This window comes from Chitinophagaceae bacterium (assembly GCA_016717285.1).
GTDB lineage: Bacteria > Bacteroidota > Bacteroidia > Chitinophagales > UBA10324 > JACCZZ01.
In genome coordinates this window covers 987,666-1,003,395 of sequence record JADKFU010000005.1, presented here as the reverse complement: position 1 = coordinate 1,003,395, position 15,730 = coordinate 987,666, and the positions used below count along the sequence as shown (strand labels likewise).

The 15,730-nt window shown below is 40.9% G+C and carries 14 protein-coding genes; 4 read left to right on the top strand and 10 right to left on the bottom strand.

All coding sequences use genetic code 11. The features are described from left to right. Positions 1 to 31: 31 nt before the first annotated feature. The 9 genes from IPO83_13970 to IPO83_13930 form a co-directional block, all read right to left on the bottom strand. A complete protein-coding gene (locus IPO83_13970; protein MBK9732359.1) occupies positions 32 to 1,498 on the bottom strand; it encodes a UDP-N-acetylmuramoyl-L-alanyl-D-glutamate--2,6-diaminopimelate ligase in 1,467 nt (488 codons plus the stop codon). Beyond that, positions 1,495 to 3,600, bottom strand: a complete 2,106-nt coding sequence (locus IPO83_13965; protein MBK9732358.1) for a transpeptidase family protein — start codon at positions 3,598 to 3,600, stop codon at positions 1,495 to 1,497. The genes IPO83_13970 and IPO83_13965 overlap by 4 nt, the downstream gene beginning before the upstream one ends. Further along, the gene (locus tag IPO83_13960; protein MBK9732357.1) at positions 3,590 to 3,997 is read right to left on the bottom strand and encodes a hypothetical protein; all 408 of its coding nucleotides are present in this window, start codon (positions 3,995 to 3,997) and stop codon (positions 3,590 to 3,592) included. Before IPO83_13960 ends, IPO83_13965 begins: the two co-directional genes overlap by 11 nt. Before the next feature lie 27 nt (positions 3,998 to 4,024). Further along, positions 4,025 to 4,921 carry a 16S rRNA (cytosine(1402)-N(4))-methyltransferase RsmH gene (gene rsmH, locus IPO83_13955; GenBank protein ID MBK9732356.1) on the bottom strand — a complete coding sequence of 299 codons (897 nt, stop codon included), beginning with the start codon at positions 4,919 to 4,921 and terminating at the stop codon, positions 4,025 to 4,027. Positions 4,922 to 4,997: 76 nt separating this feature from the next. Next, entirely contained in the window at positions 4,998 to 5,459 is a 462-nt protein-coding gene (gene mraZ / locus IPO83_13950; protein ID MBK9732355.1) for a division/cell wall cluster transcriptional repressor MraZ, read from the bottom strand. Between the two features lie 216 nt (positions 5,460 to 5,675). Next, on the bottom strand, positions 5,676 to 6,809 hold the full coding sequence (locus IPO83_13945; GenBank protein MBK9732354.1) for a T9SS type A sorting domain-containing protein: 1,134 nt from the start codon (positions 6,807 to 6,809) through the stop codon (positions 5,676 to 5,678). 151 nt (positions 6,810 to 6,960) lie between these two features. Then, entirely contained in the window at positions 6,961 to 7,476 is a 516-nt protein-coding gene (locus IPO83_13940; GenBank protein MBK9732353.1) for a shikimate kinase, read from the bottom strand. A gap of 96 nt (positions 7,477 to 7,572) precedes the next feature. After that, positions 7,573 to 8,799, bottom strand: a complete 1,227-nt coding sequence (locus tag IPO83_13935) for a DoxX family protein (GenBank protein MBK9732352.1) — start codon at positions 8,797 to 8,799, stop codon at positions 7,573 to 7,575. Then, the gene (locus tag IPO83_13930) at positions 8,796 to 9,395 is read right to left on the bottom strand and encodes a DUF1599 domain-containing protein (GenBank protein ID MBK9732351.1); all 600 of its coding nucleotides are present in this window, start codon (positions 9,393 to 9,395) and stop codon (positions 8,796 to 8,798) included. Before IPO83_13930 ends, IPO83_13935 begins: the two co-directional genes overlap by 4 nt. Between IPO83_13930 and folP the strand changes: the two genes are divergently transcribed. The 4 genes from folP to IPO83_13910 all read left to right on the top strand — a co-directional run bounded on the left by folP (position 9,368) and on the right by IPO83_13910 (position 15,089). Further along, positions 9,368 to 10,234: a dihydropteroate synthase gene (folP, locus tag IPO83_13925; GenBank protein ID MBK9732350.1), complete on the top strand. Its 867-nt coding sequence runs from the start codon at positions 9,368 to 9,370 to the stop codon at positions 10,232 to 10,234. The genes IPO83_13930 and folP overlap by 28 nt on opposite strands. Then, positions 10,218 to 11,018, top strand: a complete 801-nt coding sequence (locus IPO83_13920) for a TIGR00159 family protein (GenBank protein MBK9732349.1) — start codon at positions 10,218 to 10,220, stop codon at positions 11,016 to 11,018. Before folP ends, IPO83_13920 begins: the two co-directional genes overlap by 17 nt. A gap of 91 nt (positions 11,019 to 11,109) precedes the next feature. Further along, entirely contained in the window at positions 11,110 to 13,155 is a 2,046-nt protein-coding gene (locus IPO83_13915; protein MBK9732348.1) for a S9 family peptidase, read from the top strand. Positions 13,156 to 13,397: 242 nt separating this feature from the next. Continuing rightward, entirely contained in the window at positions 13,398 to 15,089 is a 1,692-nt protein-coding gene (locus IPO83_13910) for a gliding motility-associated C-terminal domain-containing protein (GenBank protein ID MBK9732347.1), read from the top strand. A 93-nt stretch (positions 15,090 to 15,182) separates the two neighbouring features. Here IPO83_13910 and IPO83_13905 read toward each other — a convergent pair whose 3' ends face one another. Next, a complete protein-coding gene (locus tag IPO83_13905) occupies positions 15,183 to 15,710 on the bottom strand; it encodes a tetratricopeptide repeat protein (protein MBK9732346.1) in 528 nt (175 codons plus the stop codon). Positions 15,711 to 15,730 lie beyond the last annotated feature (20 nt).

Sequence of the window (15,730 nt, the reverse complement as noted above, 5' to 3'; positions counted from 1 at the left end):
TATTTGTTTATGAATGATTGTATGCACTTAATTATTTCTCCATTTGAGCAAATGATTCTCCCAATACCTTCTTATCATCAAATGGATATTTCACTCCTTTTATCTCCTGGTATTTTTCATGTCCTTTGCCGGCAAGTAAAATGATATCGCCCTTTCCACACAAGGACACAGCGGTCCGGATAGCTTCCTTCCGATCAGGTATGGTAAGTACCTTTCCGATCTTCAATGGAATAATACCTTCCTTCATCTGATCAAGAATGTGTTGCGGATCTTCACTGCGTGGATTGTCTGAAGTGAATATTACGCGGTCACTAAATTCAGTTGCAACCTTTGCCATTATTGGTCGCTTTGCAGTGTCGCGGTCACCACCACATCCAACTACCGTGATAAGTTGTTCATTGCCTGTGCGGATTTTTTTTATTGTGAGCAATACTTTCTCCAATGCATCAGGTGTATGCGCGTAATCAACAATGCCCATAATCTTTTGCTGATCACTGATCACATAATCGAACCTGCCTTCTGCTGGTTTGAGCTTGCTGAGTTGTGTAAGCACCGCTAATTTATCTTCGCCCAACAACACTGATGTGGCATAGATTGCCAGCAGGTTATAAGCATTGAAATTTCCCACCAGCAGTGTGTACAATTCCTGGCCATCAATCATTAGCTGCATTCCCTGGAAAGAAGTCTCGACGATGCGTGCACGGAAATCACCCATGCCGGTAATAGCATACGTTTGCTTTTTTGCCTTTGTGTTCTGCAACATCACCGGTCCGCGTTTATCATCTGCATTCACCAGTGCGAAGGCATCTGAAGGCAACTGATCAAAGAGTTGCTTCTTTGCATTGATGTAGTTCTTAAACGTTTTATGATAATCGAGGTGATCGTGAGAGAGATTGGTGAATACTACTCCCGTGAATTTTATGCCTGCTATCCTTTGCTGATGAATGGCATGCGAACTTGCTTCCATGAAACAATGCGTGCAACCACTCTTCCACATCTGATGCAGAAGCGCACTGATCTGAACCGCATCAGGTGTTGTATGTGAGGAAGGAATCACTTCTCCGGCAATCCTGTTTTCTATGGTGGAAAGCAGCCCACATTTGTAATTCAGTCCGGTAAAAAGATTATAGAGCAGCGTAGCGACTGTTGTTTTTCCATTGGTACCGGTAACCGAAACAACTTTTATTTTTTCGGAAGGATTATCGTAAAAATTTTCCGCGATGATTGCCAATGCCAATGCGCTGTCACCAACTCTTATGTAAGAAATATTGTTTTTCTTAAGCTCAGTGAGGTTTTCAAATACAACAGCCACTGCACCTTTTTCAATGGCGGTATTAATAAATTCATGTCCATCCACAACAGTCCCTTTGGTGGCGATGAACAGACTTCCTGCTTTTACTTTTCGTGAATCAAAGCAAACACCGGTGATCTCCATATCAGTGGTGCCTGATAATTCAAGGAGGTTCACTTTGTATAATATGTCTGAAAGCTTCTTCACAAACTCAGTGCGATTGAAATTGATTGTCCTTTTTGTATGCTGGAACCGGGCGCAATGCTCTGCGACAACACAGCACCTGCACCTGATACATTCACCAGCAAACCACAACTCTCCAATAAATAAAGTGCATCACGCAAACCCATTCCTTTCACATTCGGTACTATGCCTGCCTGCTCATTGATATTCATATCCACGAGTTTCATATCAGTTCCGCTTTCGACCGTAACCCATGGATGATCACTTTGTGATTGATTTTTGATGCCGAGTTCTTTGCATACATAAAGCAGGTCACTCTTGCTGCCCGCCTTTGCCAATGGTTTCGGCAAAGAATTATTTGCGAGCAATGCAACAGCGGGATGCACATCAAGATCTGTTGCATAAACCTTATCAGCAATTTCCTTAAATACAGGAGCAGCAACTGCAGCACCATAATAGACTCCTTTACCCGGTGCATTCACTACTACTATACAGGAATACAATGGATTTTCAGCAGGAAAATAGCCAACAAATGAAGATTGATAGACACGAGTGGCGTAACCATGTTTCTCGTCTGCAATCTGTGCAGTACCTGTTTTACCGGCTACTGTATAATTCGGATTGCGGAGATTTCTTGCAGTTCCGCTATCAACCACTTCTTTCAGAATAATTTTAAGTGATTGCAAGGTTTGATCTTTGCAGATCTTTTTGTTTAACACCACCGGTTCAAATTCTTTTACCGGCAATCCATATTCCTGAATTTGCTTTACCAGATAAGGCTTCATCATTACGCCATTGTTTGCAACAGCATTGTATAACGTGAGCATTTGCAGCGGAGAAATCTGAATTTCATAACCAACCGACATCCAAGGCAAAGAATAGCGTGTAAATCTTTTGTCTTTTGTGTTCTTAATATACGGCTGCTGCTCTCCGGGAATTTCAATGTTCAACTTTTTATCCAGGCCCAATGCACGCAGGTGTGCTAAATACCTTTCGGGATCCTTGTTGTAGTGTTGTTCAACCAGTTTTGAAACACCCACATTGGATGAGTGCGCAAAAGCTGATCGCACTGTGATACGGGTAAGATTATGACGTTCTGCGTCACGCATCGTCTGACTCCAGAACTGATGCGTACCTTTTTCCACATCCACGGTGTCTTCAATATCAACGTAACCATCATCCAGCAATGCAAGTAATGAAGCGAGTTTGAATGTAGAGCCGGGCTCATGCGATTCTCCCACCGCATAATTATAGTCTTCCCAATAAGTGCCTTGTGCAGTGCGCCCTAAATTCGCAATCGCTCTGATGGCACCTGTCTTCACATCCATCACTACCACACAACCATGATCGGCTTCATTAGTAACAAGCGTTTTTAATAATGCGTGCTCAGCAACATCCTGAAGGTTTACATCAATAGTGGTAATGACATCTTTTCCATTTTGCGGCTCCATTTCATTCTTATCATTGATCGGAATAAATTCTCCACCGGAAACTCTTTGCATTAATCGTTTTCCGGGAACTCCTGTCAACTGATTATTGAATGAACCTTCCAACCCGACAGGTTGCACTGTTGCATCACGCATGTATCCAATAGTGCGGTTGGCGAGTTCTTTATAAGGATAAGCACGCTTGTTATCCTGTAATACTATCAGTCCGCCTTTGTATTGACCCAATCTGAAAACAGGAAATGTTTTCATCTCCAACAATTGCGGATACGTGACATTTTTCTTTACCAGGAAATAACGGTCACCTCTTTTGCGCGCTGCTGAAAACAATTTCTTATAATCGGTGTAGGACTTATCACCGAACAGGTGCGACATAGATAAAGCAAGCGAGTCAACATTTTTAAAGAAGATGTCATTCGTCAATCCATCAGCCTTCATATCCATCCGAATTTCAAAACTGGGCAATGAAGTGGCAAGCATCCTTCCATCTTCCGAATAAATATTTCCACGTTCGGCGAGCACAGGCATATACCTGGTGGAAATGCTGTCGGCCATTGAACGGTATCGCTGGCCTTCTACCGTTTGGATGTAAAAGACTTTCCAGGCAATAGCAATGCCCAGCAACATCATAAAGAGGTATGCCAGGCCTATCCGCCAGAAAATATCTTTCTTAATGCTCATCTTTTTTTGCGATGATTTTTTTAGGTGGTTCACTCAGTTCCTTCAATCCTGTTGGTTCTACCAGCCTGGCTACTTCAGATTGCTTGCTGATATTTTCCAATTCTGATTTTGTGGTCATGTATTCCCAGCGCATTTCATTCATCTTCTTTTCAATGAGGTTCAACTCACGAATATTTTTCTCAGCGTAATGCGCGTTGGCGATGTAGATAAAAGCTGCTGTGGCCAGAAAGAACACAAAAGGAAGATTGCGGATGATGGTTTGATGGTGCACCCAACGACTCAGGTCAAGTGACTCATACAACCAATTCCGTTTGGAAGAAGCAGGTTTCTTTTCCTTCGGAACTTCTGCCTTCTCTTCCGGTGGTGCTTGCTTTTTTTGATTCGCTGCTGCTGGCATGTTTCTTATTATTACAGATATTTCCTATCAGGTTTTTTCGGCAATACGTAATCTTGCACTGTGTGATCTTGGGTTTTCTTTCACCTCTTGCTCACTTGCTTCCATTGGCTTTTTATTGATCAGGCGAAAATGTTTTTCTTCCTTCCCAAAAAAATCTTTTATTGCTTCGCCTGAATTATTTCCATGACGCATGAAGTTTTTTACAATGCGGTCTTCAACCGAATGATATGAAAGCACGACTAATCGTCCGCCCGACTTTAACAGTTGTTTGCTCTGTTCAAGAAAATCCTGCAGCACAGCGAGTTCATCATTCACTTCCATTCGCAGCGCCTGGAATACCTGTGAGAGATAGCGGTTTTGATTTCCCTTGATAACAGGCGCAATCGCTGTGATGAACTTACCTATCGTATCAATTCTTTGAGTGAATCGCGCCTCAGCAATGTGAATGGCCAGTGTACGAGCATTGCGTACTTCGCCATACTCCCCAAAAATTCTTTGCAGTTGTGATGAAGCATATGCATTCACCACTTCTTCAGCAGTAAGTGCCGCACTCTTATCCATGCGCATATCCAACGGACCATCCAAACGATGTGCAAAACCACGTTCTTCCGTGTCAATCTGGAAAGATGAAACTCCTAAATCTGCCAGAATACCATCCACTTCACCGATACCATTTACACGCAGCATTCTTTTCATGTGCTTGAAATTCTGGTTGATAAAAACAAAGCGTTCATCCCGGATCAGGTTGGCAGTAACATCAATGTCCTGGTCGAATGCGATCAATTTGCCGTGTTTTATTTTTTCAAGAATTGCTTTGCTGTGTCCACCTCCGCCAAATGTCACATCCACATAAATTCCACCGGGCTGAATGCTCAGACCTTCTATACACTCTTTCAACATCACCGGAACATGATACCCTGACATTCATCTCTATTTTATAGCTTGTACACTTCTTCCAATAATTCCTAATTCCTAATTCCTAATTCCTAATTCCTAATTCCTAATTCTTATTCAACCTACCCATCACCTCTTCCGCCAGTTTCACAAAGTCACGTGGCTCTTCATCCATTTGTTTGCGATAGAGTTTATCACTCCATACTTCAATTCGATTTGCATAACCGAACAGGATGATATCTTTTTTAATATCTGCGGAATCGCACAATGATTTTGGAAGCAGCAACCTGTTTGTTCCATCTAATATCAATGGCGTTGCGCCTCTGAAAAAGTAACGGGCGAAATCACGATTGTCCTTCACATATAAATTCAGGCGATTTACTTCTGCACTGATTTCTTCCCAATCATGTTTTGCATACAACACCAAACACTTTTCAAAACCACGGTGAATAACAAACTGATTTTTTGCTTTCACAGGCACCTGCTTCTTTAATGCAGCAGGAAAAAGCAATCTCCCTTTTGCATCAAGTGTACACGGAAATTCGCCCAGGAAGCGGGTTTGAGCCATTGTTTGGTTTTAAAACGAATCAAAAATATAAACATTCCTCCACTTTTTACCACTTTTTACCACATTGTGGATAAAATATTTATTTGCCTTCCCATGCAATAATTTTTAAAGGATCAGGAGTAGATCATGAATCATCATTGAAAGAGAAGATCATTCCGGAAATAAAAAAAGGAGTTCCACATACCAGCAGAACTCCTTCAGCAATGAAAAATAAGTTTATCTCGAAACAATGAATGATTTAGTAAGCACCTTATCGTGGTGAATCCACTGAAAGTGATATACTCCTTCAGCATATCCCTCAACATTCAGCTCAATAGCGTCAGCATTGTTTGCTATCAGAGATGCATTTACCAATACTCCCTGTGAATTATAAATTCTCCATTCATGATTTATAGAGGTATTTCCGCTTAATTCAATTTTCATTATATCACTACCGGGATTAGGAAAAATGTTCAGTGATTCAGTCAGCATTAGGCTTTCCGCACTTAAGTAATAGGCCTCAGTATGTAAATTGATCATTCTGCGATGCACTGAAAGCAGATTTCCATTACGGTATTCCTTCACACAAATACTTACCATATAAATTCCCACTGCGGTGGGAGTCCCTGTTATTTCTCCTGTTACCGGATCGATGGCCAATACAGGATCGGTATTCATTGGATAGTACCCGGAATATCCGGCATCATATATCATTTCAGGATAGGGAGGTGGCAAAGGTGGATTGGGATAAGGATTAAATATATCTGCACCGGCTATGCCTGTGCATAGCTCATAAACTAATGAATCACCATCCGGATCTATGGCAGAATGATCAAAATTAATTGGTACCCCAGTACAAAAAACAGTGGGAGGATACGAAATAAATACCGGGCTGCTATTACAGGAAGCGACACTTGCATCCGGAATGGTAGCGAATATTGATAAACCAGTATTATAGGGATTAACAATATTATTGACGATATAAGTAAGGCAACAACGCTGGTAAACCATTGTATAACCTCCGGGAGATGGTGGCAGGTTAACACTATCAATGAAAACAGCTTCTTCCACGCAAACAAAAGGAACGGGAATGCCGCAATTACTCGCCACTGGTATGGTATCAGAACCGGGAAAAGCTATATGAAGCGTGTTTACTAAATCACCGGAACTGTTAAAAATAAAAACATTGGTAGGATCATCAAACAAGATCTCAACGTTATAGCAATCGCGGTAAACTTTTACTTCAATTTTGTAATTATTATTGCCAAGACAGGTGTAACTCAATTCACCGCCAATGATATGTGATGCCTCAGCAGATTGTATTCTGAATGCAAAAAAAAGGATCAGAAGAATGTAGAATTGGTTTTTCATTGTTTGAGTTTTATCAATTAAATAAAGGGTTTCTGAATCTCCGATAGATTAATATCAATTGAAAGATAACAACAATTTTGAATAGCAGTGAAAGTTAAATGACGAATAATCCTGTGCAAAAAGATGTTCCTGAGCGGATCCAAAAATAATTTTAAATAATATTTCTCACTTTCAGTTCATGCACCAGTTTCTTTCCATTCAAAGAAACAGCATCGACAATAATTTTTGCCGACAAATAAAATTTTTCCCGCTCCCCAAGTTTCTGGTTAATGAAGTCAATAACTTCATCATTTGATTTTCCACGGAGCAAAGGCCTGTGGTCCTTCTCCTTCTTCAACCGGTCGGCCAATAATTTTGGAACAGCTTTTAAATAAACCGTAGTTCCATGTTCATTCATCCATTTCATGTTGTCAAAAAAACAGGGCGCTCCTCCACCAGTGGATAACACAAGTTTTTCTGATGCATGAAATGATTTCAGGTACTGCGATTCCTGTTCGCGGAAATAAGATTCACCCTTTTCTTCAAATAACTGCGTGATAGTAGCACCTTCTTGTTTTTGAAGGTATTCGTCAAGATCAATAAAATCATACTGTAATAAATAAGCAAGTTGTTTCCCTACGGTTGACTTACCGCTGCCCATGAAACCGATGAGAAAGATGTTGGCCATTGAGTAGCGAGTCGTTAGTAATTAGTCATTGGTCATTGGTCATTCATTACCAGTAAATACAGAAGGGCAAATGTCCTGACTCATAATTCTTAATTCCTAATTCTCAAAGTATTCCTCCGCCACCTCATCATACGTCGGAATATCATTGTAATGCCATTGACCAAGCACTTTAGATCCTTTAAGCAGTACAAGTCCCGGATTGCTGCGGATGATTGTTTTTAGCACCGTTCCGTCTGCATAGTAAAATGGAAACGGAGCATTTAAATCATGGCGTATAGGATCAAGTAATTCATAAGGCGTTGATGTTAATCCCATAAACTGAATCTTATTTTTTTCACATTCACTGGCAAGTTGATTTACTTTATCAAATGCATCCTTATTAGTTTTCGTCATGTCCTGCGCAATCAGCCAGAAATGGTAATTCGGTTCATCCAGCACCAATGATGTAGCATCCTGATTGTCGTTGTCCCACACTTTGAAATCGGTAATCTTCGGCTTCTCTCCTTTCACCACAATTTCGCTGTTGCTTTGAACGAATTCGTGGCTGTCCATCCAAAGCGAGTCCTGCCAAGGCAATGATTTAAGATTTTTCGCGCTGAACCAGGCTGACTGTTCCTCATTGTTATTGGTCATCACATAATCTCCGGTTTCGCCAGTCCTCTTGTCTTTATAAGTGAGTATAGTAACATACTGATCCGCTGTTTTTCCTTCCGGAAGCGTCATTTGTTCCCGAATATCATTACCAACTTTATATGCCCGAAAATCAATGATGGGCAAATGCTGATAACAGTAGATGGTCATGTAACTGCAAAGTGCCGCGAATGCAACAACCAACACAGTGCCCATAATATTCTTGCTGAATAATGGTTTAATGCGATGCCGGAATGCAAAAATGAGCAGGATAAAAACCAGCAACACTACGTCCTTATTAAACGATTGCCACGGTGTGAGGTGCAACGCATCCCCAAAACATCCACAATCAGTAACAGTATTGGTAATGGCGGAATAGCCGGTGAGCCAGGTAAAAAATACAATTAAAAGCAACATTAGCCACGACGTAAGTTCCATCTGAAATCCAATGAGCAGCATGAATCCCAACACCATTTCCAGCACACAGAAAAACATAGAGAGGTACACGGAGATATTACGCAGCCATAAGAAGAACGACGATATAAATCCAATTTTCGAGGTATCTTCAGCAAAGACTTCGAAATATTCATCCAGCTTAATGGAGAAACCAACAGGATCAACGGCTTTTACAAAACCGGAAACAATAAATAAAGCGCCGATCAGGACGCAGATAATCCGCAAAAATTTGTTCATTTCTGTTCACTGATTTTAATGAGCGCAAAAATAGCGTAATTGATAATATCATAAAGGTTCGCATCAACGCCTTCTGATGCGAAGGTCCGGCCGTCGTTCTCTTCCATCTGGCGGATCCGAAGTATCCGCATCAGTATCAGGTCGGTGAAAGAACTGATCAGCATATCGCGCCACGCTTCACCATAATCATGGTTTTTGGCCATCATCAATTCTTTGGCAGTCGTAATTTTTTCAACATACCATTGCATCAATTCTTCGTGTGCGATATTCTCTTCAATACGTTTTCCAAGAGTCAAACGGATCAATGCAATCACAGAATAATTGACAATGCCGATGAACTCGCTGTCCATTTCTTCCGATACCTTTTTTACTTCCAACCGGTCGATGGTGCGGATGCGTTGCGCCTTGATGAATATCTGATCAGCCAGTGATGACAGTCTTAATATTCTCCACGAGGTTCCATAATCTTTGGCTTTCTTCGAAAACAGTTCTTTGCAGGCATTGGCCTGTTCATCAAATTGCTGACTGGTTTTGCTTTCCAATTTTTTTGGGGATATTTTTACAAACAATGGCTGCGAAAAATACAATCTTTTCATCAAAGACGACACTCAATTGCCGCGGCAGGTTATTGGACCTTTCCATACCTGTTGTAATGGGCATCATCAATGTTACGCCTGATTCATTTTATGATGGCGGAAAATGGGAGGATGAAAAATCACTTTTAATACGCGCAGAAAAGATGTTGCAGGAAGGTGCAAGTGTTCTCGATGTAGGTGGCATTTCAACAAAACCGGGTGCGGTTACTGTCTCAGAAGAGGAAGAATTAAGAAGAGTTATTCCTGCAATTCATGCCATTAACAAACAATTTCCCGAAGCAATTATCTCTGTGGATACCTGGAGAAGTAATGTTTTGAAAACGGCTGTTGAACATGGAGCTTGCATTGCAAATGATATTTCAGGTGGCACATTAGATATTAATTTATGGAAGATAGTGGCTGAAATGAAGTTGCCATACCTACTGATGCACATGCAAGGCAAGCCTGACAACATGCAATTAAATCCGCAGTATGAAAATGCCGTGCGGGAAATTTTTGATTGGCTGAAAATTAAAATTCTGCAACTGAATAACCTTGGAATCCACGATATCATTATTGATCCCGGTTTTGGTTTTGGAAAATCTGTTGAACATAATTTTCAATTGCTGCGTGAACTAGCTGCATTCCGGCTGTTTGGATTGCCTATATTGGCAGGCGTTTCGAGAAAATCAATGATTTGCAAAGTGCTGAAGGTAAATCCGGATAAGGCGCTGACCGGAACTACGGTATTGAATACCATCGCTTTGCTGAATGGCGCTTCCATTCTGAGAGTACATGATGTGAGAGAAGCAAAAGAAGCGATACAATTAATTCAACAACTACATGCTGCTGCTGTTTAAAATATTATCACACGAATTTTCAGTGATCGATGTCATTGACATCGTGCTGGTCATTTTACTAATGGTGGAGATGTACCGCCTTGTGCGTGGCACATTAGGGATTAATATCTTTTTCGGGATGCTGCTTATTTACTGCATTTACCTGCTGGTGAAATTTCTGAAACTTCATTACCTCACTGAAATTATTGGTCTGTTTGTGAATGCCGGCGTGTTCGCTTTATTAATTGTGTTTCAACCGGAGATAAGGCGCTTTCTGCTAAAATTAGGTAAAGCGGGACTTGGTGACCGTGAAAACATTTGGGACTTTATTCGTGGTAACAAAAAGCAACGCACAAAACAGCAGGATCAGGATGTAATTGAAATGCTTAAGGCAATTGAATATTTTTCGAAAAACAAAACAGGTGCCTTGATGGTCTTCTTTTCGACTTTTAAACTGAATGATTTTAACAGTCCAGGCGTGAAAATAAATGCTGTGATCTCTGCAAAACTACTCGAGAGTATTTTTGAAAAAGCCAGTCCGCTGCATGATGGCGCGGTGATCGTATCTCAAAATAAAATTGTGTTCGCCGGAACCGTTTTGCCTGTTTCGGAAAGTCCTTCAGTTCCTGAACGCGCCGGTTTACGACATCGTGCCGCCATTGGCATTACGGAAGAAACAGATGCTATTGCTGTAATTGTGTCTGAAGAAACCGGCACCATCTCATTTGCCCGTAATGGAAAAATACAGTCTCTTGCAACTGTCAGCGAACTAAAACAAGTGTTGAACGAAGCATTGGCAAGTTAACAATTGCTTGATTTTATTTCCGCAGCAAAAATCAAATCCAAACCCTTTATTAAATCATTTGCACTCTTTGCATTTTTAAAAAAAATCTACCATGAAATACTACTCCCTGATTGCATGCTTCCTGATAAGTGTTTTAATTGCTCAGGCACAAGAAAAAAAGCCCATCACGCATGAAGATATGTGGCTGATGAAAAGAGTGGGTGCACCTGCCTTAAGTCCTGATGGTAATTGGGCAGTGTTCAGTGTTACAGAACCATCTTATGATGAAAAAGAACAGGTAAATGATATCTGGTTAATAGCAACAGACGGTAATTCGCCTGCGAGAAAACTCACTGCAGGCAAAGCAGCGGAAAGTGGATATACCTGGAGTCCGGATGGGAAGTTCATTGCATTTGTAGCAAAGCGCGATGGAGATGAAGTATCGCAGATTTATACGATGAATATTAAAGAGGGCGGTGAAGGACAACGGTTCACAAATTTATCAACCGGCGCATCTGCACCGAGATGGAGCCCTGACGGGAAGATGATTTTGTTCAACAGTTCTGTTTTTCCATTGTGCTATACTGATTCATCCAATAAAAAAGCAACAGAAGAAAAGAAGAAACTCAAATACAAAGCACGTGTGTACACTTCTTTTCCGATTCGTGACTTTGACCATTGGTTAGATGAAATGCAGGATCATGCATTTGTTCAATCTATTGAACCGGGAAGTACAGCAAAAGATCTTTTCACAGATGCCACCATAAGTAAATCAGCAGGTTTCCATTATACCGGTGCGAACTGGAGTCGCGATAGCAAAGAAATTATTTTGGTAATCAGTGACGATGCGAATACGGCCGCTTACCAGGAACCATCGTCGCAATTATTTAAGGTGTCAGTAAATGGCGGAGAAGCAACAAAGCTAACGGCAGATAAATTTGATTACGGTAATCCGCAGTTCACAAAAGATGGAAAATATTTACTGTGTTACAATTATCCTGTTGGTGATTACAAAGTTTATAATCTGAACAGGTTGGTTCGTTATGACTGGCCTTCCATGCAAAATAAAAAAGTGATCAGTGAAAAGCTTGACCGGCCGATTAACAATTATGTGATTGCCGGTGAACAGATTTACATGAGCGTGGAAGATCAGGGCAGGGATAAAATTTATACGTTGTCAGTTAACGGTGGAGATCCAAAATCATTAAGCGCTGCAACAATGGGTTGTTTCACAAACATCAATCTGGGTATCGCAAACAATCAGGTGCTTCTTGCAAACTATGAAACAGCTTCCAGTCCGGCTGAAATTGCAAAACTGAATGCCGATGGCACGCATGTAATGCTCACTACATTTAATAAGGAGAAGCTCGCACAACTTGATCTTCCTGCTGTTGAAACCGTCTGGTATACCAGTAAAAAAGGAAAACAAATCAGGAGTATGTTAGTTAGACCAGCAGGATTTGATGCGGCTAAAAAGTATCCGTTGTTTGTTGTGATACATGGAGGGCCTGCCGGATCATGGAAAGAAAACTGGGGCTATCGCTGGAATTATCATTTGCTTGCAAAACCAGGTTATGTTTTGTTGATGACTGATTATACGGGCTCAACCGGTTATGGTGAAAAGTTTGGACAGGATATTCAGTACGATCCCTTCAAAGGTCCGGGTGATGAAATTAATGGCGCCGCTGCTGATGTGATAAAACGATTTTCATTTATTGATGGATCCCGACAAGCTGCCGGTGGTGGAAGTTATGGTGGACATCTTGCAAACTGGTTGCAGGCCACCACCACTCATTATAAATGTCTTATCAGTCATGCCGGGCTGGTGAACAGCATTTCTCAATACGGCACCAGTGATGTGATTTATAGCCGGGAAGTGATGAATGGTGGCACACCATGGGCTGATTCAAAAGTGTGGAAGGAACAGAATCCTTATAAGTTTGCTGCAAATTTTAAAACCCCAATGCTTATCACAGTTGGTGAATTGGACTATCGTGTACCCATCAATAATTCCATCGAGAACTGGCATATTTTGCAGCATCAGAAAGTGCCAAGCAAGCTGATTGTATTTCCCGATGAAAATCATTGGATTTTAAAAGCTGAAAACAGCCGGTTCTTTTATCAGTCTGTACAGGATTGGTTGGCGGAGTATCTTTGAGGAGTGGTGAGTAGTGAGTTGTTAGTCATTGAGTCATTAGTCATTGCAGCTATTCACAAGGAGCAACTTGATTGTTAATGGGCATATGCTCCGGCTTCGCCGCAACAATTAAACAATTAAACAATTAAACAATTAAACAATTAAAACAATTGAGCAATTCAATCATATAACCACTCAATCTTAGAATTTGACTAATTTCGAAACTTCCGTTGTTGCACCTTTTGCTTGAATCAAACCAGGAAATGAAACCAGTTGCGCTTATTATTTTTATACTGCTATCATTTTTTTCTTCTTCACTTTTATCACAAACGCTCAGTCTCACACAAGATCCAACCTGGTTGAATATCGGTGACCTCGATATTCCGGGCAATCAGATAACAGTGGAAGCGCTTATCTATAAAGATGGTTTTAGCACCAAGAATATTGTCAGCAAACATTCTTTTCCTGATGATGTGAATTACCTGCTCCGGCCGCAGACCTTTGAGTTAACAACGTACGTAAGCGGTAACAGCGGAGCCACACAGTTTTTGCAAATGTCGAATCCGTTTACACTTGATGTAAAAACATGGTATCACATTGCAGGTACTTATGATGGCACTTCGGTAAAATATTATGTGAATGGTTGTCTGGTGATTGAGAAACCATTCAGCGGCAATCTTTTTCAAAATGATTTTGCTGCAGCAATAGGAAATCAAAGCTTTAATCAGGGCGAACAATTTTTAGGAAAAATAGATGAAGTGCGGATATGGAATGTCTGCCGCACGCAGGAACAAATTTCGGCCAACATGCTCGACCTTCCGAATCCCACTACGCAAACCGGCTTGCTGGCTTATTACAAATTTGAAAACGACTTCACCAACAGTCAGGGAAATGCTACATGGAACGGAACAGCCATGGGCAATCTTTTTTTTGCTTCCAGCCAGATTGATCTTCCTTCATTCAAAATTACAGACATCGAAACAACGAACTCCGATTGCAGTTCGCTCCACAATGGAACGATCACGGTTTCCACCAACCGGCCTAATTCACTTTTTTCTATTGATGGCAACACTTACCAAACCAGCAATATTTTTACAGACGTTGATGCCGGAACTTATACTATTTACGTGAAGTCGCCGGAAGGATGCATCATTGACAGCTTCACTACCGTGATTGGGAACAATATTTCGTTTCCGGTATTTCTGTCCGGAATTATTTGCGGCAATGAAAATTATCTCGGCCATACTACCACAGGAATTTATGTTGACACTGTAAAGACTGCAGGCAGTTGCGATACCATCAGAACACTTGATTTAACTGTCAATCCTGTTTATGAATTCAATGATGCAGTTACTTTATGTCCGGGAGAAGTGTATGATTTTCATGGAACCACTCTTTCAGCAAGCGGGACGTATGTAGCATCTCTTAAAACTGTCCTCGGATGCGATAGTGTCTATACACTCGATCTGGAAGTTTTACCCGCCACCTTTCTTGGTAACGATACGCTCATTTGCATTGGCAAATCATTCGATATACAAAGTCCTTCACCTAATACACTGTGGTTTGATAACACCACTTCTCAAATAAAAACAGTAACCAGTACAGGTTGGTATTCAGCAACGATGAAAGATGCCGCAGGTTGCGATGTAGTTGATTCTATCTACGTCCAGTTTAATATCCAATACTTTGTACCGAACGCATTCACACCTGATAACAATGGAATCAACGATGTATTTGTACCTATCTTTTCAGGCCAGCAGTTGACAAATTATACCCTGAAAATTTTTGATAAGTGGGGTAAACAACTCTTCAGCTCCAACGATCCCGCAGAAAGCTGGGATGGTACTTTCGAAGGAAAAGTTTGTCAGATTGGAGCTTATGTATATTTCCTTACAGTAGAAACAGGGATCTGTGACCGTGTAACGGCCAAAGGAAATGTGAGCTTGATTAAGTGAAGGAAAAAAGTCGTAAGTCCTTAGTCGTTAGATAGGTCATACCTCATGAGAGTAGCGTTTCATCGGCACATTACAAAATTGTCACATTAATTCCTAATTGATTTGAATCGAATCTTTCGCCTGAATTTCTTTCAGCAACTCATCCGGTGACTTTCCCATGTTTTGCAATTCAAGCTGCACATCATTGGTCATTTTTGCATCCGCTGCAGAAAACTTATCGAGATACAACTGATATTTTTCATTAGCCTTACCGTAATTATTCAAAACATTGGCGTATAAAAATCCCTGCAGAAAAACAGCATTCCTGGCATGTTTGGAATCAGGATATTCACGATATACTTTGTCAAATACATTTACAGCCTGATCAAATTTGCGTTGCTTCTGATACAGCATTCCCAATTCAAATAAATATTGGGAAGCCATTGTATCCTGGGGATATTTCTGGATAAAAGCGCCAATAGTGGTCTCTGCTTTCCTGATGGCAGCAGTATCAAGCTTGTTATCATTAAAGCTTTGGTTCACCATTTCAAGATTGGCTTTCAATTCACTTTCCGTTTTCTCTTTTTGTGATGTACAGGAAACTATTATTGCAAGCAACAGACATAATAATGGGTAACGCATGTTTTATTTTTTTGCAAACC